General features: G+C 65.7%; 17 protein-coding genes and 1 tRNA gene. 8 read left to right on the top strand and 10 right to left on the bottom strand.

What is annotated here, in order from left to right; translation table 11 throughout:
• Window positions 1–16 precede the first annotated feature (16 nt).
• The 3 genes from SBP01_RS16230 (at window position 17) to SBP01_RS16220 (ending at window position 2,957) form a co-directional block, all read left to right on the top strand.
• Complete coding sequence (locus SBP01_RS16230; RefSeq protein ID WP_275213176.1) at window positions 17–1,819, top strand: glycoside hydrolase family 15 protein; 1,803 nt, start codon at window positions 17–19, stop codon at window positions 1,817–1,819.
• Window positions 1,820–1,941: 122 nt separating this feature from the next.
• A complete protein-coding gene (locus SBP01_RS16225) occupies window positions 1,942–2,235 on the top strand; it encodes a YegP family protein (protein WP_275213177.1) in 294 nt (97 codons plus the stop codon).
• The gene (locus tag SBP01_RS16220) at window positions 2,235–2,957 is read left to right on the top strand and encodes an HAD family hydrolase (protein WP_320536485.1); all 723 of its coding nucleotides are present in this window, start codon (window positions 2,235–2,237) and stop codon (window positions 2,955–2,957) included. Before SBP01_RS16225 ends, SBP01_RS16220 begins: the two co-directional genes overlap by 1 nt.
• On the opposite strand, the gene SBP01_RS16215 is transcribed toward SBP01_RS16220, so the two are convergent.
• The 4 genes from SBP01_RS16215 to SBP01_RS16200 form a co-directional block, all read right to left on the bottom strand.
• The gene (locus tag SBP01_RS16215) at window positions 2,954–3,241 is read right to left on the bottom strand and encodes a hypothetical protein (protein WP_320536484.1); all 288 of its coding nucleotides are present in this window, start codon (window positions 3,239–3,241) and stop codon (window positions 2,954–2,956) included. The two genes, SBP01_RS16220 and SBP01_RS16215, sit on opposite strands and share 4 nt — an antisense overlap.
• A 134-nt stretch (window positions 3,242–3,375) precedes the next feature.
• Window positions 3,376–3,753: a sterol carrier family protein gene (locus SBP01_RS16210; protein WP_275213181.1), complete on the bottom strand. Its 378-nt coding sequence runs from the start codon at window positions 3,751–3,753 to the stop codon at window positions 3,376–3,378.
• Between the two features lie 2 nt (window positions 3,754–3,755).
• Window positions 3,756–4,772, bottom strand: coding sequence for an asparaginase (locus SBP01_RS16205; protein ID WP_320536483.1), 1,017 nt, complete (start codon window positions 4,770–4,772; stop codon window positions 3,756–3,758).
• A 36-nt stretch (window positions 4,773–4,808) separates the two neighbouring features.
• On the bottom strand, window positions 4,809–6,386 hold the full coding sequence (locus tag SBP01_RS16200) for a molybdopterin-dependent oxidoreductase (RefSeq protein WP_320536482.1): 1,578 nt from the start codon (window positions 6,384–6,386) through the stop codon (window positions 4,809–4,811).
• Between the two features lie 113 nt (window positions 6,387–6,499).
• Here SBP01_RS16200 and purD point away from each other — a divergent pair, with 113 nt between their 5' ends.
• Window positions 6,500–7,816, top strand: a complete 1,317-nt coding sequence (gene purD, locus SBP01_RS16195; RefSeq protein WP_275213471.1) for a phosphoribosylamine--glycine ligase — start codon at window positions 6,500–6,502, stop codon at window positions 7,814–7,816.
• A gap of 2 nt (window positions 7,817–7,818) precedes the next feature.
• Window positions 7,819–8,766, top strand: coding sequence for a phosphoribosylaminoimidazolesuccinocarboxamide synthase (locus SBP01_RS16190; RefSeq protein WP_320536481.1), 948 nt, complete (start codon window positions 7,819–7,821; stop codon window positions 8,764–8,766).
• A 19-nt stretch (window positions 8,767–8,785) separates the two neighbouring features.
• On the opposite strand, the gene SBP01_RS16185 is transcribed toward SBP01_RS16190, so the two are convergent.
• Window positions 8,786–10,060, bottom strand: coding sequence for a helix-turn-helix transcriptional regulator (locus SBP01_RS16185; protein ID WP_320536480.1), 1,275 nt, complete (start codon window positions 10,058–10,060; stop codon window positions 8,786–8,788).
• A gap of 130 nt (window positions 10,061–10,190) precedes the next feature.
• Between SBP01_RS16185 and SBP01_RS16180 the strand changes: the two genes are divergently transcribed.
• On the top strand, window positions 10,191–10,418 hold the full coding sequence (locus tag SBP01_RS16180) for a hypothetical protein (protein WP_320536479.1): 228 nt from the start codon (window positions 10,191–10,193) through the stop codon (window positions 10,416–10,418).
• A gap of 110 nt (window positions 10,419–10,528) precedes the next feature.
• On the opposite strand, the gene SBP01_RS16175 is transcribed toward SBP01_RS16180, so the two are convergent.
• The 5 genes from SBP01_RS16175 to SBP01_RS16155 all read right to left on the bottom strand — a co-directional run bounded on the left by SBP01_RS16175 (window position 10,529) and on the right by SBP01_RS16155 (window position 17,750).
• Window positions 10,529–10,605, bottom strand: a tRNA-Pro gene (locus tag SBP01_RS16175).
• A gap of 92 nt (window positions 10,606–10,697) precedes the next feature.
• Window positions 10,698–12,611 carry an ABC transporter ATP-binding protein gene (locus SBP01_RS16170; protein WP_320536478.1) on the bottom strand — a complete coding sequence of 638 codons (1,914 nt, stop codon included), beginning with the start codon at window positions 12,609–12,611 and terminating at the stop codon, window positions 10,698–10,700.
• The gene (locus SBP01_RS16165; protein WP_320536477.1) at window positions 12,608–14,422 is read right to left on the bottom strand and encodes an ABC transporter ATP-binding protein; all 1,815 of its coding nucleotides are present in this window, start codon (window positions 14,420–14,422) and stop codon (window positions 12,608–12,610) included. Before SBP01_RS16165 ends, SBP01_RS16170 begins: the two co-directional genes overlap by 4 nt.
• Window positions 14,423–14,501: 79 nt before the next feature.
• Window positions 14,502–15,449, bottom strand: a complete 948-nt coding sequence (locus tag SBP01_RS16160) for a metallophosphoesterase (protein ID WP_320536476.1) — start codon at window positions 15,447–15,449, stop codon at window positions 14,502–14,504.
• Window positions 15,450–15,455: 6 nt separating this feature from the next.
• A complete protein-coding gene (locus SBP01_RS16155; RefSeq protein ID WP_320536475.1) occupies window positions 15,456–17,750 on the bottom strand; it encodes a transglycosylase domain-containing protein in 2,295 nt (764 codons plus the stop codon).
• A gap of 37 nt (window positions 17,751–17,787) precedes the next feature.
• Between SBP01_RS16155 and SBP01_RS16150 the strand changes: the two genes are divergently transcribed.
• The gene (locus SBP01_RS16150) at window positions 17,788–17,943 is read left to right on the top strand and encodes a DUF4177 domain-containing protein (RefSeq protein ID WP_011693223.1); all 156 of its coding nucleotides are present in this window, start codon (window positions 17,788–17,790) and stop codon (window positions 17,941–17,943) included.
• Between the two features lie 2 nt (window positions 17,944–17,945).
• Window positions 17,946–18,479 (top strand): RidA family protein, encoded by a 534-nt coding sequence (locus SBP01_RS16145; protein ID WP_320536474.1) that lies wholly within the window; start codon window positions 17,946–17,948, stop codon window positions 18,477–18,479.
• Window positions 18,480–18,486 lie beyond the last annotated feature (7 nt).

The following is an 18,486-nucleotide window of genomic DNA, read 5'->3' as shown; positions in this document are numbered from 1 at the left end:
ATGGCAGGGTAAGGACATGGCGCGCATCGAGGATTATGCAGTTGTTGGCGACCTTCACACCGCCGCCCTGATCAGCACGGCAGGCTCCATCGACTGGCTCTGCCTGCCCCGGTTCGATTCCCCGGCCTGTTTCAGTGCCCTGGTTGATACCCCCGACGCCGGACGCTGGCTGTTGGCGCCGGCAGGCGGCGGCGCCTGCACCCGGCGAAGCTACGTGGAAGACAGCCTGGTTCTTGAAACGGAGTGGGAAACCCCGGACGGCACCGTCAAGGTCATCGACTTCATGCCGCCGCGGGACGAAGTGGCGGACATCGTCCGGATTGTGGAGGGGGTATCGGGAAGCGTCAGGATGCACGGCGAACTTTCGATGCGGTTCGACTACGGGCACATCATCCCGTGGGTGCGGAAGGACAAACGTGGCCTGCACGCCATCGCCGGTCCGGACGCCGCCTACTTCGTCACCACGGCACCCGTTCACGGCGAGAACATGCATTCCGTCAGCGACTTCACGGTGCAGGCGGGGGAGCGCGTGCCCTTCGTCCTCACCTGGGCGCCCAGCCATGTTCCCCGGCCGCACACCGTTGACGCCGAGCACGTGCTGGGAACCACGCTGGCGTACTGGCGGGGCTGGGCTTCGCAGTGCAGCTACAAGGGCAAGTACGAGGAAGCGGTAACCCGTTCGCTGGTGATCCTGAAGGCCTTGACCTATGCGCCAACCGGGGGCATCGTGGCCGCCGTAACCACCTCCCTGCCCGAACAGATCGGCGGGCCCCGCAACTGGGATTACCGCTACTGCTGGCTCCGTGACGCCACCCTGACGCTGCAGGCGCTACTGGCCGCGGGGTATACGGCGGAGGCTGCCGCCTGGCGGAACTGGCTGCTCCGCGCCGTTGCCGGCGACCCGGCAGACCTGCAGATCATGTACGGCATCCACGGAGAGCGAAGGCTGCCGGAGATGGAACTGCCCTGGCTGGCCGGCTACGAGAACTCAAAGCCGGTCCGCACGGGTAACGGCGCTGCCTCGCAACTTCAGCTCGACGTCTGGGGCGAAGTGCTTGACTGTTTGTCGCTGACCCGGAATTCCCTGCTGAAACACACTGATGAGTCCTGGGATTTGCAGGTTGCCCTCATGCAGCATCTGGAAACCATCTGGGACCAGCCGGACAACGGGCTGTGGGAGATGCGCGGGCCACGCCGGCACTTCACGCATTCAAAGGTGATGGCCTGGGTGGCGGCGGACCGCATGGTCCAAGGCGTGCGCGATTTCGGCCTCCCCGGACCGGTGGAGCGCTGGGAGGCCCTTCGCGACACGATCCACCGGGAAGTGATGACCAACGGATTCGACGCCGCGCGCAACACCTTTGTGCAGTCCTATGGCCGGCCGGAACTCGATGCCAGCCTGTTATTGATTCCGCGGGTCGGTTTCCTGCCGCCCGATGATCCCCGGGTGGTGGGGACCATTGACGCGATCCAGCGCGAGCTCACCGATGACGGCTTCGTGCTGCGCTACCGTCCGGCAGACAGCGACGACGGGCTGCCGGGGGACGAAGGCGTGTTCCTCGCGTGCTCCTTCTGGATGGTGGAGGCGCTCCTTGGTGCCGGCCGGGCCGACGAAGCCACGGAGCTCTTCGAGCGGCTGCTGGAACTGCGCAATGACGTGGGCCTGCTCAGTGAGGAATGGGCTGTGACGGCCAAGCGGCAACTGGGCAACACCCCGCAGGCCTTCAGCCACTTCGCGCTGGTGACAAGCGCCCTGGAACTGCACCAGGACACCGTGCGTCGGAGTGATACCCCCATTGCGCCGCGAAAGGCAGGGTAGGGCCGTAACTCCCGGGCGCCCGCCCTTGTGCTTCAACTCCGCCCGATAAGTAAGTACACTTACTAATACTCGCGGCGAGTTCCCTAAGCACAGGACCGCGACTGAATGAGGAGTGGTAAGAAATGGCCGGACATTTTGAACTGGTGGATGCCCCCGACGGCGGCTACAGGGTAAGGATGCTCGACGGCTCGGGTGACCTGATGGCGATCTCGGTGACCTTTCCCACGAAACGCGCCGCGGTGGCGGGCATTGCCATGGCCCGCGAAATTGCGGGGACGGGCCTGATCAGGGACTGCAGCAGCAAGGGCGCCGGGGCAGTGATCCGGGAGCTTGTCCGGCCAGCGTCCACGCCAAAGGACACCTCCTCTTCCAGGGGCAGGAAGGTTTCAAAGGCCCCGCGGACTGCGGTCGGGTGATGGGCCCGCAAAGTCACGGCACCGCCGCTTGGCGGCGGGGCGCTGTCCTGTTCGACATTGACGGAACGCTGGTGGACTCTGCGTACCTGCACACTGTGGCGTGGTGGCAGGCGTTCCGCGAGCACCACCATGAGGTGCCCATGGCGGCCATCCACTGGTGCGTGGGAATGGGCGGCGACCGGCTGGTGGACGCCCTCCTTCCGGCGGACCGGGACAAAGAGGCGGATGCGGAAATCATGGCCAGTCATGCGGCGGTCTTTGCCCTGAACTGGCCCTCACTGGCCGCGTTTGACGGCGCGAAGGACCTGCTGGCGCAGTGCCACGCCGGGGGACTCGCCGTCGCCCTGGCGTCCTCCGCGCGGCGGCAGGACTTGGAAGCAAGCCGCAGGACGCTCGCCGCGGACGCCTTTATCCATGCGGCCACCAGCTCCAACGATGCCAAGGAAAGCAAGCCAGCGCCGGACATCCTGGAAGCTGCCCTGGAGGCCGTCCAGGTCCCGGCCGCGGAGGCCGTGTATGTGGGGGACGCGGTATGGGACATGAAAGCAGCCGCGGCTCTTGGTATTCCCTCCATCGGCGTCACATGCGGCGGCCGGAGTGCCGCTGAGTTGCTGGACGCTGGCGCCGCGGAGGTCTATTCGGGCCCTCGGGATCTGCTCGACAACCTGCAGGCGAGCGCCATCGGAAGGCTGCTCGCACTGAATCCGGGGGCTGGCACCTAGGCCCGCCGGCCGTCGGCGCTGTCCGCGTCCTGCCGGGTAAAGCCAGCGTCCTCCCGGGTGAAGCCGGCGTCCTCGGCGAGGTCGGCCTTGACCCAGGAGACGTTCACGGCGACGGACCCGTCGTCGTACTTTTCGACTTCCTCCACCACTTCCGAAGCGGTAGCGCCCATGGCCAGGATTCGCTCCCGGTAGCCCGCCACCAGTTCGGCCAGGCTGGCATGGGTCCATTCCCCCGGACGCATCCGGGTGGAAATCTCAACGGGCTCCGGCTGGTACAGCGCCATGGCGGCGCCTCCTCCCTGTGGGTCGGTTCACTCTGTCCCTTCCTACGCTAGGTTCCGGGACTGTCCCTGCACAAGGAAATTAGTCAGCGTACTTACTTCTTCGGTTCGGACCCGTTAGTCACCTCCACCGGCCCTTACAGCGGCAGGAGGGCTGAGAGGTCTGCCCGCAGTCCGGAGGCCGCCACCCGGTGCGCCGCCACTGCGTCCGCCCACGTCAACCGGCCGGTTACCAGCGACAGCCAGGTGGCGGCGTCGCACTCGATCACGTTCGGCGGGGTGCCGCGTGTGTGCCGGGGACCCTCCACACACTGGGTGACGCCGAAGGGCGGTACCCGCACTTCCACCGAATTGCCCGGCGCGCGGGCGGTCAGCTCCTCCAGCGAGTAGCGCACCGCAGTTGCGGTGACAGTGCGGGGGAGCGGAGCGTCCGACGGCGATGCGGCGGCTTCCCGCCACGCGGCCAGTGCCGCTGTTCCTTCTTCAGTGCCGATCCGGCGGCGCGCGGTGGCCATGCTCAGTCCAGGAGGGCGGACACGGCCGGGCCCAGGCGGATTTTGCCCACCGGGTGACCGCCGCCCATCACGGGGTCCACTACTTTTTCCAGGACGCTGGAGACGCCGGGGATGTCCACGGCGCCGGCGGCGGCGAGCAAGGTCAGCCCCACCAGGGAGGTGGCCCGGAGGCTGCCGTCCAAAATTTTGATGGCCACGGAGACGCCCTGGGGTGTGGCCATGGCCAGGACTCCCTCGGCGCCGATCTTGGCGATGATGCCCAGTTCGTCCATCACCACAGTGTTCGCTTCGCCCCGGCCCTGGACGGCCCAAGGGTAGTCCAGCATGGACGTGGCGATGGTGGCGGCGCGGGCGTTGGAGTGCTTGTCGCCCGGGGCCTTGGCCAGCATCGAAAAGGCGCGGGCCAGCCCGGTCAGCGAAATGGCGGCCACGGGAGCCCCGCACCCGTCGATGCCCAGGTGGGCGATCCGCTCACCGCTGTATTCCTCAATCACACTGCGGACGCGCTGCTGGAGGGGATGGTTCGGCTCGAGATAGCTGTGGGTATCCCAGCCGTTTTCGGTGCACGCCCACAGGAACGCGGCGTGTTTGCCGGAGCAGTTGAAGGCCAGCTTGGACCGGCCCTTGTCCGAGCGCAGCAGCCAGTTGCGGGCCGTCTCATCCTGCGGCCACGCTGCGGGGCACTGCAGTTGTTCCTCTTTCACGCCGGCGGCCTTCAGCATCCCTTCCACCACATCCATGTGGTCCAGGGAACCGACGTGGCTGCCGCAGGCCACGGCCACCTGCGCGCCGCGCAGCGGAACACCGGACTGCATGGACGCCAGCGCCTGGAGCGGTTTGAGCGAGCTCCGGGCATAAAGCGGGGTCCTGATGTCGCCAAGTTCGGTGACAACGGAGCCGTCCGCGGACAAGACAACGGCGGAGCCGATGTGCCGGGACTCCACAAAGCCACTGCGTTCAACGACGGCAAGTTCGACGGCGGAGTCCACGGTGAAAGTGGCGTGCGGGTTGTGCGGCATGTTGCCAGTCTAGGGGCGCTCGGGTCGATTTCCCGGCTACTCCACGGTGACCATCACCGACTGCCAGCCTGAGGCGCCGTCGGGGACAGGATCAGCCCGCCGGTCCGTCTGCACCTCACCCGCGCCGTCGGTGGCCCTGACCTTGATGTAGTGCGGCCCGGGCGTGGCATCCCAGTCGAAGGACCACTGGCGCCACGTGATCAAGGAGGCCTCGCCGGACAGCACGGCTTCGGCCCAGGGGTTGTTGTCGATCTGGACTTCCACCTTGGTGATGCCGCGAGTCTGGGCCCACGCGGTGCCACCGATGGCCACCCGGCCCGCCGGCACCTTGGCGAAGGACCTCGGGACTTCCACCCGGGCCATCGTCTTGATGGGCCCGCGCTCCGACCAGCCGCGCTGCGTCCAGTACGCCTTGTTGTCGGCGAAGCGGGTCACCTCCAGGTCCACCACCCATTTGGTGGCGGAGACGAACCCGTAGAGGCCGGGCACCACCATGCGCACCGGATAGCCGTGTTCCAGCGGCAGCGGCTCGCCGTTCATGCCGATCGCCAGCATGGCGTCGCGGTCATCCTGCAGAACCTCGAGCGGGGTGGAGGCGCTGAAGCCGTCCACCGACGTCGAGAGCACCATGTCTGCACCTGCCCGGGGCCGGGCCCGCTTGAGGACCTCGCGGATGGGCAGCCCGAGCCAGCGCGCGTTGCCCGCGAGGTTGCCGCCCACCGGGTTGGACACGCAGGTGAGGGTTACGTGGGATTCGATGAGGTCGGCGTCGAGCAGGTCCTGGAAACTTAGCCGGACCTCCTGCTCCACCAGGCCGTGGACGCGAAGCTCCCACTCGTCGGCATTGATTTCGGGGACGCTCAGGGCGGTGTCGATGCGATAGAAGTCGCCATTGGGGGTCAGCCACGGCGTCACGCCGGCCACCGGGGACTGCACGCCGGCGGGGATGGCCGCTGCAGGCTTGACAGGCACGGGCAGCTGCAGGGCCTCGCGGGCTTGGATGATGTTGCTGCGGGCTGCGCTCAGCAGGCGCCCGCCTGTGGCCGCGATTCCGGCCCCCACCACGGTGATCCCGGCGGCGGCGAAGAAACGGCGGCGGCTGGCGGCGGGCCGGATGGGTTCCTCGGCGCCCGTGTCCGCAGGTGCCTCCGGCCAGGCCTTTAGTCGCCAGAGCGGGGCAACAAGCAGCCGCAGCACCACGAGCCCGGCCACCGTGCCCAGCACCGTGGGGATCGCATCCAGCGGCTGGACGCCGGCCCGGGTCACCACGCTGGCCACAATAACCACGCCCATCAGCAGCACGCCGGCTACGCCCAACGCCCACCTGCGGTAAGCCACCACACCCAGGGCGCAGGCCAGCAGGAAAATGGTCAGGCCCATCCCTACGAAGAGAGCCGCCTTGTCATTGGTGCCAAAGGTCTCCACCGCGAAGTTCTTCATCCACAGCGGTGTGAAGTCGATGAAGGTGGACCCGAGGGCAAGGATGGGGGTGGCCCGCGCCGTAAAGAACGCGCCGATCAGCTCCGCAACAGAAAGGACGACGGCGGCAGCCGCCACACCCGCCAACGCGGCCAGGGCGGCGGGCTGCTTGAGCCAGTTCAGGAGCTTGTTCATGGTGTGGGTTCGGCGCGGCCGGCCTTTCGGATGGTTAGGGATGGGTGGGCGGGCGCGAAGGTGAGGAACCGCCCTTAGGAAACGGCGGGGTGCACAAAGTACCCTTGGAGACTGTGAAGGTACTCGTCATTGGCCCTGGAGGCCGCGAACACGCCATTGTCCGCTCCCTGCTCGCCGATCCCAACGTCTCCGAGGTCCACGCAGCGCCCGGCAACGCCGGCATCAGCAAACTGGTACCCACCCACAAGATTGACGGGAACGATCCAGATGCCGTGGCGGCCCTGGCTACGAAGCTGGGCGTGGACCTGGTGGTGGTGGGCCCGGAGGCTCCGCTGGCAGCCGGCGTGTCCGACGCCGTGCGCGCCGCAGGAATTCCCGTTTTCGGTCCGAGCAAGGCCGCGGCCCAGCTGGAAGCCTCCAAGGCCTTCGCCAAGGAAGTCATGGCAGCGGCGGACGTCCCCACGGCCATGGCCCTGGTGGCCACCAACGCTGAGGAAGCGGCGTCGGCGCTGGACACCTTCGGCGCCCCCTACGTGGTGAAGGACGATGGCCTGGCGGCCGGCAAGGGTGTGGTGGTCACCAACAACCGCGAAGAAGCCCTGGCCCACGCGCAGACCTGCTTCGACGCCGGCGGCACCGTGGTGATCGAAGAGTTCCTGGACGGGCCGGAAGTGTCCGTCTTTGTCCTGTGCGACGGCCACAACACCGTTGCCCTGTCCCCGGCACAGGACTTCAAACGGATCTTCGACAACGATGAAGGCCCCAACACCGGCGGCATGGGAGCGTACACCCCGCTTGAATGGGCACCCCCGGGGCTGGTGGACGAAGTCATTGACCGCGTGGCCCAGCCCACCGTGAACGAAATGGCCCACCGTGGCACCCCTTTCGTGGGCGTGCTGTTTGTTGGCCTCGCCCTGACATCCCGCGGCACCCGAGTCATCGAATTCAATGTCCGCTTCGGCGACCCGGAAACCCAAGCGGTACTGGCACGCCTCAAAACGCCGCTCGGCGCGCTGCTGCTGGCAGCCGCCAAGGGTGAACTGGACAAGGCAGATGAGCTGCGCTGGTCCAAGGAGACCGCAGTGGCCGTCGTCGTTGCCTCCCAGAACTACCCGGACACCCCCCGCACCGGGGATCGCATCCGCGGGCTCAAGAAAGTGGATCAGCTCGAAGGGGTGCATGTGATCCATGCGGGCACCGCGTTCGACGACGAGGGCAAAGTGGTTTCCGCCGGCGGCCGGGTGCTCGCCGTGGTGGCCCTCGGCAGCGACCTGGTGGAGGCCCGTGAGCGGGCGTACGACGGCGTTGAACTGGTTCAGCTCGAAGGCTCCCAGTTCCGGACGGATATTGGACGCAAGGCCGCCCGCGGCGAGATTAAGGTTGCGTCCCGCGCAACGGCATCGCTGCCTGTCACGAAGGCGAAGGCATAAACATGACTGAAACTCCCGCACCGGAACCGCAGCGCGGCCTCAGCACGGCCACCCTTGACCTGCCCGGCTGGAAGCACATCTACTCCGGGAAGGTCCGCGACCTGTACGAGCCGGTGGACGAATCCATCCGCGAACGTCTTGGCCAGGACTGTGTCCTGGTGGTGGCCAGCGACCGCATCAGCGCTTATGACCATGTCCTGACCAGTGAAATCCCGGACAAGGGGCGCATCCTCACCCAGCTGAGCCTGTGGTGGTTTGGGCAGTTGGACGTTGAACACCACGTGCTGGCCTCCACCGTGGAGGAGGGAGTTCCCGCGGCCGTGGAAGGCCGGGCCATGATCTGCAAGAACCTGGAAATGTTTCCGGTGGAGTGCATTGCCCGGGGCTACCTCACCGGCACCGGCCTGCTGGAATACAAGTCGCACGGCACGGTTTGCGCCATTCCACTGCCCGAGGGCCTGGTGGACGGTTCGCGGCTGGAACACCCCATCTTCACCCCCTCCGCCAAGGCCGAGGTGGGCCACCACGACGAAAACATCACCTACGACGCCGTGGTGGGCATTGTGGGCGACGACATCGCGGCACGGCTGAGCGACCTGACCCTGAAGATTTACTCCACCGCTGAAAAGATTGCCCGCGAACGGGGCATCATCCTGGCGGACACCAAGGTGGAGTTTGGCTACGACCCGGTCTCCGGCGGCATTGTCCTTGGCGATGAGGTCCTCACGCCGGATTCGTCCCGCTTCTGGGATGCCGCCACCTACCAGCCCGGCCAGGCGCAGCCGTCCTACGACAAACAGTATGTCCGCGACTGGCTGACCTCGGCCGAGTCAGGGTGGGACAAGAGCTCGGACACGCCGCCGCCGGCGCTGCCCGAGGACGTCATTGCGCGCACTCGCAGCCGTTATGTCGAGGCCTACGAGAAACTGACCGGCCGCACGTTCGCCTAGGCGGTTCGCGTATCCAGCGCTAGCTGGCCTTGTTGTTTTTCGCCGTGGCAGCGGCGCGCTCTTGGGACAGCCGGATTTCGAGGATCGCGTCCAGGGACTGCTGGACCAGATCCTGGGCGCCGGCGGAGCTGAACGCCTTTTGTGCTTCCTGCAAGTACACAAGGGCCTCGTCGGCTTCGCCTGCCGCTTTGAGTGATTTGCCCAACAGCAGGGAAACCTCGCCGGCCGTGTGCTTGGCGAGGGCCTCGCGCTGGGCATGGATGTCCCGCAGTTTGTTAATGGCGGCAACGATGTCGCCGGTCAGATAGAGCCACCGTGCCCGGATGAAGGCGACTTCGAGTTCATCACTTTTCATCTCGTAGACGATCGAAAAGGCAAGCTCTGCCCGCTCAATCGAGGCCAGAGTCTCCGGCTCCACGATGCCGGCCTGCAGCCGTACGGCTGCCGACGCTTTATTGAACCGGGCCCACATTTCGATGTCATTGGCGGGGGACAGCAACTTCGCCGCCCGTTCGTGTTCCTTAACGCCTTCTGCATAGTCATGCCGCATGAAGGCCACATTGCCCACGACCCAGGCCACCTCGCCGGCAAGCTGCGCATTGGTAGTTTCATCAACCTGTTTGACGAGCAACTGGCAATACGTCCAGGCCTCGTTTAGGCGACCGCTTTCCGCCAAGGCGCCGATGAGGACACGCAACGCGCCGGTAATGATTGTGGAACTTGGAGGCAGTTGTTCGGAAAGCTTCATGGCTTCCAAAGCTTCGTCTACTGCAGCCGACAACTGGCCCTGTCGCTGCAATACAGCTGCAAGCATCTGCCGCGCGCGAACCCCGAGGCCCACTGACTCGCGGGCCATTGGGTGCTCGATAAGGCGCTCCGTGATCCGCTGGCACTCCACAAGATCACCGTGCCGCACCAGGCACTCAGCCTGCATGTAGGTCATATTCCACCAGGCACTGGTGTTTTTCCCCTCGAGGGCAATCTTTGCAGCTGTGGCCGCGTGGCTGGCGGCGAGCTCGTAGTCGCGGAGGTCCCAGGCCTGGCGAGCGTAAAGGCCGGCCAGGACATATTCCGCGTCACTGACTGTGATGGGCTGGCTCCAGGCCTCCAGGGCCTTGGGCGCCAGTTCCAAACGACGGGCGAGTTCGTCGATTACCTCAGCGGTGGGCTCGCGGCGGCCAGTCTCAAGGAGTGAAATGTAGCTGGGGGAATAGAGGTTCTTGCCGAGTTCCGCTTGCGTTAGCCCGCGCTCAAGTCGCTCGGCTCGAAGCTTTTCCCCGAATCCGTTACCCACGGGATTCCTCCTTATTGCAGACTGTCTTTGTACGCAAAGCTTGACAGGCCCTGTGGGATCCATTTTACAATAAGTGTCAACAAGGACGTGCTGACTTTGTAACGAATCCGACTCGCATTGAGGAACTCATATGTTCAAGAAGATAGCGGCAGCCGCCGTCCTGGCCGGCGCCCTGGCATTCTCCGCAGCCGCCCCAGCAGTCCTGTCCGCCGGTTCCATTTCAGATAACGCTGGTGCAGCTGTTGCCAGTGGTAACTGGCCGAACCCAATGTCCGAAAAGGTGAAGGTCGAAAAGGGCAAGAAGACCACCGACACCACGTACACCACGCTCAGCGGTAACTGGCCCAACCCGATGTAAGAAGTCCTCGCAGGAGGCGAAGAGCCCCGAAGCATCATGCTTCGGGGCTTTTTCTGTGCCACCGCAGGGCATAAAAAAGAGGGCCTCCCTGGGGGAGACCCTCTTTCATATGGTCGGGATGACAGGATTTGAACCTGCGACCTCGTCGTCCCGAACGACGCGCGCTACCAAGCTGCGCCACATCCCGATCCGCTGCAAAAGCAACTTTACAAGAATAACGGATGCCTGCCCGGATGCGAAATCGGCTGCCTTCGGAGTCCGTTGCCGCTACACCCGCGCCTACACAAGGGAGTCCTTCCAGGCGCCATGGAGGTCGGCGAATCGGCCACCGCCGCCGATCAAATCCGCCGGCGTGCCGTCCTCCACGATGCGGCCGTCATGGACCACCAGGACCCGGTCGGCGGTCTCCACCGTGGAGAGCCGGTGCGCGATGATCAGCGCCGTCCGGCCGGTACCTGCCGCGGCGCCGCCCCTGTCGCGGCCGCCCCGGGCGCCTCCGGGCGCATCGCCGGCGCCCTGGGCACCCGCCTCAGGGCCGCCGTCGGACGTTCCGCGCAGCAGCCTCGCCAGGCCGTGCTGCACCAAACGCTCGGACGGGATATCCAGCGAGGAGGTGGCCTCGTCAAGGATCAGCACCGCCGGCCGGGCGAGGAATGCCCGGGCGAAGCTGATCAGTTGCCGCTGGCCGGAGGAGACGCGGCCGCCACGCTTGTTGACGTCAGTGTCGTAGCCCTCGGGGAGCTGGGTGATGAACCCGTGCGCGCCCACGGCGCGGGCGGCGTCCTCAATCTCTTCACGGGAGGCGTCCGGCCGGCCCAGGGCGATGTTGTCCGCCACGGAACCGCTGAAAAGGAACGCCTCCTGCGTGACCATGACGATGTTCCGCCGCAGGTCGGTGGTGCTGAGGCTGCGGAGGTCTACGCCGTCCAGGGTCAGGGAACCGGCGGAGACGTCGTAGAAGCGGGCGATCAGCTTGGCCAAGGTCGATTTACCGGCGCCGGTCTGGCCCACCAGGGCCACGGTCTGGCCGGCGGGAATGTGCAGGTCCATCGTGGGAATGACCACCGGACCGTCGCCGTAGCGGAACTCCACGCCCGTGAAATCCACCGTGCCGCGGGCATGGGGGAGTTCCACCGCGTTTTTGGGCGGCCGGACCGTGGGAACCTCCTCCAGCAGCCCGGACACCTTTTCCAGGGCAGCCTGGGCGCTTTGGAACGAGTTGTAGAACATGGCCATCTGGTCCACGGGCTGGAAGAAGCGTTTGGTGGACAGCATCAGCGCGAGCAGGACGCCCACCGCCAAGTCCCCGCTCAACACCCGGAACCCGCCGAACAGCAGGACCACGGCCACGCAGACGTTGCCGATCAGCACCAGGCCGGGCTGGAAAATGCCGTTGAGGTTGATGGAGCGGACTGTGACCCGCCGGTAATCCTCGGACAGTTTCCCGTACTGCTCAGCGTTCTCCCGCTCTTTGCGGAACGCCTTCACGGCACGGATCCCGGTCATGGTTTCCACAAAGTGCACAATCAGCCGGGCGGACACCACACGTGATTCACGGAACGCGATCTGCGAATGCTTCTGGTACCAGCGCGCCAGGAAGAACATGGGGACGCCCGCAGCCAGCACAATCAGCCCGCTGCGCCAGTCCAGGACAAACACCGTGATGGCGGTGAACACCATAAACAGCAGGCCCGAAGCGAGCGAGCTGACGCCGGAATCCAACAGCTCGCGCAGGGCCTCCAAGTCTGAGGTCTGCCGGGCGATGATGCGGCCGGACGTGTACTTTTCGTGGAACTCCAGGCTCAGCCGCTGGGTGTGCCGGAAAACCCGGACCCGGAGGTCCAGCAGCATGGCCTGGCTGAGCCGCGCGGTGGAGGTGACGTACAGGGAGGTGAGTCCCGCCGTCGCGATCGCTGCGAGCAGGTACGCGACGCCGGTGAGCACCAGCGGGAGATTGTCACCCGCGCGGAGGGCCGGCAGCGCATGGTCGATGCCGAAGGCAATCAGCGCAGGGCCGGCCACCCGCGTGGCCTGGGAAAGGACCACCATGGCGATGGTCAGCCAGAACCTGAGCCGCACCGGACGGATCAGCTTGGCAAGCAAGGCGAGCGACCGGCGTCGTACGGTTTTGCTTTCCGCCTTGCTGAGGTAGGCGTTGTCCTCGTTGGCGGTGCCGAAGGTTGCATTGCTCATCGGGTCATTTCCTCAGCACCTGCCGCGTCCTCAAGCTCCGACAGCTCCGTATCCAGGTCCCGGGGCTCCTGGTCGAGGCTGGCGATGACATAGCGGTAATGGGGGTTGTGCGCCAGCAGGTCGGTGTGGGTTCCGACGGCGGCGATCCGGCCTTCCTCGAGCAGCGCCACCCGGTCGGCCATCGCCACGGTGGACGGACGGTGCGCCACAATCAGGGTGGTGGTGTCCTTCAGGACCGCGCGGAGCCGGGTCTCCACCAACTCCTCGGTATGCACGTCCAGGGCGGAGAGAGGGTCATCCAGCACCAGTATCCGGGGCCGCGCCGCGATGGCCCGGGCCAGGGCGATCCGTTGCCGCTGGCCGCCGGACAGGCTCAGGCCCTCCTCGCCGATGAGGGTGTCCACGCCGTCCGGCAGCGAGTACGCGAAGTGCGCCTGCGCCACGTCCAACGCCTCCTCCAAGGCTTCCTCTGACCGGTCCGTTGCCCCCAGGAGCACGTTGTCCCGGACCGAGCTGGAGAACAGTGTGGTGTCCTCAAACGCGACGGCCACGACGCGCCGGAGGTCCTCGACGTCGAACTCGCGCAGGTCCACGCCGTCGATGGTGATGGACCCGGCTGTCACGTCGTACAGGCGCGGCACCAACTGGATCAAGGCGCTCTTGCCGCTGCCGGTAATGCCTACCAGTGCCATGGTTTCGCCCGGCCGTACGGCCAGGTTGATGTCCTGCAGGATGGGCTTGTCCGGCGCGTCCTCAAAAGCGAACGTGGCGTTGTTGAAGCTGAGGGCCCCTTTGAGATGCGCGGGGTGGCGCGGGGACGGGGGACTGGTGATGGTGTTGACCGAATCCATCACTTCGAAATGCCGGTCAATGGCTGTCTTGGCGGTCAGTGCCATGGCCAGCAGCATGCCCGAGAACTCAACCGGGGTGGCCACCACCGCGGCAGTGGCGAAGAAGGCCACCAGGGCGCCGATACTCAGCTGCCCGCCGGCGCACAGCATCACGCCGACCACCAGGCCGGCACCCAGTGCGAGTTCCGGCAGCAGTGTGACCACCATGGTGAAGGCGGCCTGGTGTTTGGCCTTGGCGATTTCAATCTGACGGAGTTCCTCGGCCTGCTCGTTGAAGTTCTCCAGGGCCTCGCGGCTGCGGCCAAACGCCTTCAGAACGCGGATGCCGTGGACGGACTCCTCCACGGTGGTGGCGAGGTCGCCGGCCTGGTCCTGGCTGCGGCGCGCCACTTTGCTGAAGCGGGTCCGGAACCGGAAGCTGTAGGCCATGATGGGCACCGCGGCGGCCATGAAAATCAGCGCCAGCTGCCAGCTCATGGAGAACATCACCACAATGCCGATCACCACGGTGAGGGTGGTGACCACCAGCATGATGGCACCAAAGGCCATCCACCGGCGCAGGAAATTCAGGTCCGTCATGGCGCGGGAGAGCAGCTGGCCCGAGCCCCACCGGTCGTGAAAGGAGACCGTGAGCTCCTGCAGGTGCCCGTAAAGCGAGACCCGCATCCGGGTTTCCACGGTGGTGGCCGGGTTGATCACGAACTGCCGCCGAAGCGCCACCAGGACGGCTTCGGCGATGCCGAGCAGCAGGATGACGACGGCGGCAGTCCACACCGCGCTCCGGGCACCGCCGGGCTTCAGCGACTCGTTGATCAGGACGCGCAGTACCTGGGGGATGGTGAGCGCCACGAGGCTTGCCAGCAGGGCGCTGAGGAGTCCCAGCACCAGCCGGGGGAGGATCGGCCTAACGTGGGGATAGAGACGGCTGACGGATCTGAAAAATGAGGTTTGCTTGGCCATGCCCGCTTCTCAAGCTGTACAACGAATATAGTTTCCCTTAGCAACTACCCTACGTTAATGCGTGAGCTGATTCACACGTCTATTGAGGCGACGTCAGCGTCAGCAGCACGGCCTCCGGCTTGCACGCGATGCGGACGGGAGCGAAACGGGAGGTGCCGATGCCGCCCGAGACGTTGACCGGCGTCGTCCGTCCGTTGCTTTCCCAGTCATTGAGGCCCTTGGCGCGCCACGTGGGGATGTCGCAGTTGGCGACGAGGGCGCCGTAGCCGGGGATGCAGAGCTGGCCGCCGTGGGTGTGGCCTGCGAGCAGCAGGTCAGCACCGGCGTCGGTGAAATGGTCCAGCACCCGCTGGTACGGGGCATGGATGACTGCCACCCGGACGTGCGGGTCCTGGTCCTGGTTGCGGGTCCCGCGCGGCCAGCCGGCGTAGCGTTCCCGCTTGAGGTGCGGATCATCGACACCGGAGAAATCGAACCGGATCCCCTTCAGGACCAAGGACTGGTGCCGGTTGGTGAGATCCACCCAGCCGCTCATGCCAAATCCGGAGCGCAGCCGTGGCCAGTCCAGTTCCACCGGCTTGGGCCGGGCCTTCGACGGGCCCAGCAGGTAGGACGCAGGGTTCTTCGGGGTGGGAGCGTAGTAATCGTTGGACCCGGGCACGAACACGCCGGGGAACTCCATCAGCGGGCGCAGGGCCTTGAGGAGCGGGTCCACGGCCTTGACGTGGCTCAGGTTGTCGCCCGTGTTGACCACCAGGTCCGGCTGCAGGGCCGCCAGCGATTCAAGCCACCGGGCCTTGGTGTCCTGACCGGGGACGAAGTGGATATCGCTCAGGTGCAGGACCCGGAACGGCGCACGGCCCGCGGGCAGGATGGGCAGCGTTTCCTCGCGTAGGACAAACTGGTTCTTTTCCCATAGTCCGTAGCCGAAGGCGGCCACGCCCGCTGCAGTGCCTGCAGCCGCGGTAACGGCGAAGCCGCGCCCGATGTTTCGGACGCGGCTGGCCAAGTTGGAAGTCACGGCCATTACTGGCTAGCCGTCCTTCTTATTGCCGTTGCCCGGAGTGTCGGCCGCCGGCGTGGACGGTGCCGGCGCCGGGGCGGGCGCGGTGGCGGGCGACGTCGGCACGGTGGGGGCGGCGGGCGTCCTGGACTGCGTACCGTTCACCATCTCGGGCGGCGGTGCCGGGAACGGATTGGTTCCGTAGGCCGGCGCCATCTGTGCCATGTACTTGGAGAACATGGGGCCGGCGATCATGTAACCGTCAAGGGATTCGTAGAACTTTCCGTTGAAGGTCAGGTTCCGGCCGGGGCGGTTCTGGGCACCCAGGGCATCGCCGAACCAGGCTGCGGTGGCAAGGCCGGTGGTGTGGCCCACCACCCAGGTGGATTCGTTGAGGTTTGAGGTACCGGTCTTCGCCGCAACCGGGAAGTTGGTCCTGGTGGAGAGCCGCGGCTGGATCAGCGAGCCGGATCCGACGTTCAGGACTTCCTGGAGAGCGTAGTTCACGCCCCGCGCAACCTCGGGTTTGAGGGCATCCCGGCAGCTGGGGCTCTGGGCGGGCAGCTGCTTGCCGGACTGGTCCGTGACGGAGGTGATGGCGATGGCTTCGCAGTACTTGCCGTCGTTCGCGAAGGTGGCGAATGCGCTGGCCATGGTCAGCGGGGACGTCTGGGTGGAACCAAGGAGGTTCGCCAGGGTGGACATGTCAATCTTGGGGTTGGGCTCGCCATCCTTGGACGGCAGGCCGCTGTGGAGCCCCACGGCGTCCACCACCTTCTGGATGCCGCAGAAGTCCAGCTGCGCGGCGGAGGCAAATGTGGCCGTGTTGATGGAGTTGTACAGACCGAAGAGGACGGGCATGGACCGGTAGAACTGCGGTTCGGCGTTCTGCAGGTCGTCGGCGGCGCCAAGCGACTTCTGGGCGGTGTTGTACGCGCCGGTCACCACGCCGCAGGAGTTCTTCCACGGGTAGCCGAGCTGATAACGGCGCTGGGAGGCGTTGACCACGGTGTTCATGGACTTGCCCTCGTTGAGCCATTCCGCGAAGGTGAACGGTTTCATGGTGGAGCCGGGCTGGGCGCCGCCCAGGCCGTTGAGGTCGTTGCCGTTCTTGTCCAGCTGGTCAACGCTGAAGTTCACCTGCGAGTCGAAGCCGCCCTCGGCAGGCAGGAACGACGTGTTCTGCGCCATGGCCACGATCTTGCCGGAGTTGGGCTGAAGCGACACCAGCGCTGCTCCCCACTTGTCCGGGTTCGCTCCGGCAGACGCGTTCACCTGCTCCTGGGCTGATGCCTGGGCCGCGGGATCAAGCGTGGTGGTGATGGTCAGGCCGCCGCCATAGATGAGCCGCTGGCGTTCCTTGACCTCGGCGCCGTAGGCCGGGTTGTTCTCCAGCAGGTGGAGCACGTAATCGCAAAAGTAGGGGGCGGCGGACGCGTAGGCGCAGCCCTGGCGGGCGGGAGTCACCTTGGTCTCCACCGGCGTTGCCACCGCGGCGTCGTGCTCGGCCTGGGTGATCTTGTTCTGGTTCAGCATCAGGCCCAGGACGAGGTCGCGGCGTGCCTTCGAGTTCTCCGGATTGGTGATGGGGTCGAAGGCTGACGGGCTGTTCACCAGGCCTGCCAGGAGTGCGGCCTGGGGGAGGGTGAGGTCCTTGGCCGTGGTGCTGAAGAAGAACTTGGACGCGGCCTCGATGCCGTACGCATCACGGTTGAAGAAGACGATGTTCAGGTAGCCCTCAAGGATCTGGTCCTTGGAGAACTCCTTTTCCAGGGCGATGGACAGCTTCATCTCCCGAAGCTTGTCCCCGACGCCCTTGTTGACGCCGTTGAGCTTGATGGCCTCTTCATTTCCCTCGGCAGCGAGGTTGGCGTTGAGGACGTTGTTGACGTACTGCTGGGTGATGGTGGAGGCACCCTGCTTGTTGCCCCGGGCAGTGGCCACGAGGGCACGCATGATGCCGGTGGTGTCCACGCCGCCGTGCTCGTAGAAACGGCTGTCCTCCACCGCGATGACGGCTTTGGTCATGAACGGCGAGATCTGGTCCAGGCCGACCTTGGTGCGGTTCTCCGAATACACGCTGGCGATCTGGCTGCCGTCCGCGGCGAGGATCCTGGTGGTCTGGTTGGGCGGGTCCACCTTCAGCTCCGCCGGGAGGGTGTCGAAGAAATCGATCGAACCACTCGCTGCACTGCCGGAAACAGCTGCAGCCGGAACCAGCAGGCCCGCCACCAGGACACCACAAATAGCGCTCACGCCAAGGAAGCCAAAAATCTTTCCGAGGGTAGTGGCCGTGTCGAAAATGGGGTTCTTACGAGTCACCATGTTTTCCACTTTACCGGCAACGACTAGTCTTTCTCTCATGACCAAATGGGAGTACGCGACGATTCCGCTCATTATTCACGCCACCAAGCAGATCCTGGACCAGTGGGGAGAGGACGGCTGGGAACTCGTCCAGGTAGTTACCGGACCGGACGGCAATGGCCTGGTTGCGTACCTTAAAAGGGAGAAGCAGTAGCAATGAGCACTTCCGCAGAGACCACGTCCGGCGCGGCAGAAGCGCCCATTTCCGCCGTCGAGCAGCGTCTTGCCGAGCTTGGCCTGAGCCTTCCGGAGGTGGCCGCACCCGTGGCCGCCTACGTTCCGGCGGTCATCACCGGCAGCCACGTTTACACCTCCGGTCAGCTGCCGTTTATTAACGGCAAACTCGAAGCAACCGGCAAGGTTTCCACCGGCACGGAGGGCACTTCTGACGAGCCCACCGTGTCCCCGGAAGCCGCCAAGGCCTATGCCGCCGTCTGCGCCGTCAACGCCCTGGCCGCCGTGAAGAGCGTCATAGGTGATCTTGACCGCATCACGCGCATCGTCAAGGTGGTGGGCTTCGTTTCCTCGGACCCGTCCTTCACCGGCCAGCCGGGCGTCATCAACGGCGCCTCTGAGCTGCTGGGCCAGGTGTTTGGTGAGGCCGGGCAGCACGCCCGTTCCGCCGTCGGCGTTTCAGTTCTCCCGCTCGACTCTCCGGTGGAAGTCGAACTGATCGCTGAATTCAGCTAAGGAACCG

The sequence above is a fragment of the Pseudarthrobacter sp. IC2-21 genome (genome assembly GCF_034048115.1).
In the GTDB taxonomy this organism is placed as follows: domain Bacteria; phylum Actinomycetota; class Actinomycetes; order Actinomycetales; family Micrococcaceae; genus Arthrobacter; species Arthrobacter naphthalenicus.
The sequence above is the reverse complement of the archived record's forward strand: the minus strand, read 5'-3'. Positions and strand labels throughout refer to the sequence as shown.

Coding starts and splice junctions, on each gene's coding strand:
- SBP01_RS16210 (WP_275213181.1), bottom strand. CDS start 3,753: ATGGCCACCGCGCGCCGCCGGATCGGCACTGAAGAAGGAACAGCGGCA.
- SBP01_RS16145 (WP_320536474.1), top strand. CDS start 17,946: ATGAGCACTTCCGCAGAGACCACGTCCGGCGCGGCAGAAGCGCCCATT.
- SBP01_RS16190 (WP_320536481.1), top strand. CDS start 7,819: ATGACTGAAACTCCCGCACCGGAACCGCAGCGCGGCCTCAGCACGGCC.
- SBP01_RS16200 (WP_320536482.1), bottom strand. CDS start 6,386: ATGAACAAGCTCCTGAACTGGCTCAAGCAGCCCGCCGCCCTGGCCGCG.
- SBP01_RS16220 (WP_320536485.1), top strand. CDS start 2,235: ATGGGCCCGCAAAGTCACGGCACCGCCGCTTGGCGGCGGGGCGCTGTC.
- SBP01_RS16160 (WP_320536476.1), bottom strand. CDS start 15,449: ATGGCCGTGACTTCCAACTTGGCCAGCCGCGTCCGAAACATCGGGCGC.
- SBP01_RS16150 (WP_011693223.1), top strand. CDS start 17,788: ATGACCAAATGGGAGTACGCGACGATTCCGCTCATTATTCACGCCACC.
- SBP01_RS16155 (WP_320536475.1), bottom strand. CDS start 17,750: ATGGTGACTCGTAAGAACCCCATTTTCGACACGGCCACTACCCTCGGA.
- SBP01_RS16225 (WP_275213177.1), top strand. CDS start 1,942: ATGGCCGGACATTTTGAACTGGTGGATGCCCCCGACGGCGGCTACAGG.
- SBP01_RS16230 (WP_275213176.1), top strand. CDS start 17: ATGGCGCGCATCGAGGATTATGCAGTTGTTGGCGACCTTCACACCGCC.
- SBP01_RS16205 (WP_320536483.1), bottom strand. CDS start 4,772: ATGCCGCACAACCCGCACGCCACTTTCACCGTGGACTCCGCCGTCGAA.
- SBP01_RS16180 (WP_320536479.1), top strand. CDS start 10,191: ATGTTCAAGAAGATAGCGGCAGCCGCCGTCCTGGCCGGCGCCCTGGCA.
- SBP01_RS16170 (WP_320536478.1), bottom strand. CDS start 12,611: ATGAGCAATGCAACCTTCGGCACCGCCAACGAGGACAACGCCTACCTC.
- SBP01_RS16165 (WP_320536477.1), bottom strand. CDS start 14,422: ATGGCCAAGCAAACCTCATTTTTCAGATCCGTCAGCCGTCTCTATCCC.
- SBP01_RS16215 (WP_320536484.1), bottom strand. CDS start 3,241: ATGGCGCTGTACCAGCCGGAGCCCGTTGAGATTTCCACCCGGATGCGT.